This window comes from Citrobacter sp. TBCS-14 (genome assembly GCF_005280805.1).
Lineage (GTDB): Bacteria > Pseudomonadota > Gammaproteobacteria > Enterobacterales > Enterobacteriaceae > Citrobacter > Citrobacter gillenii.
This window is the reverse complement of record NZ_SZWM01001279.1, coordinates 1-227: the sequence shown is the minus strand read 5'-3', so window position 1 is coordinate 227 and position 227 is coordinate 1. Positions and strand designations below refer to the sequence as shown.

At 57.3% G+C, this 227-nt stretch carries 1 pseudogene; it reads left to right on the top strand.

What is annotated here, in order from left to right:
- A pseudogene (gene ubiJ, locus FDX22_RS27365) lies at positions 1 to 214 on the top strand (ubiquinone biosynthesis protein UbiJ); the annotation flags it as partial.
- Positions 215 to 227 lie beyond the last annotated feature (13 nt).

Here is a 227-nt window from a genome sequence, read left to right as displayed (position 1 = left end):
CGCGGAAGGTGTTAGCAAAGTCCTGCGCGGTGGCGCGAAGTTCCTGCGTCATGGCATTCAACGTCAGCAACGTTATGTTGCTGAAGCGATCACCGAAGAGTGGCGTATGGCCCCTGGCCTGCTTGAAGTTGCATGGTTTGCGGAAGAAACGGCAGCGGTTGAGCGAGCGGTCGAATCTCTGGCCAGACGGCTGGAAAAACTGGAGGCCAAATGACGCCAGGAGAAGT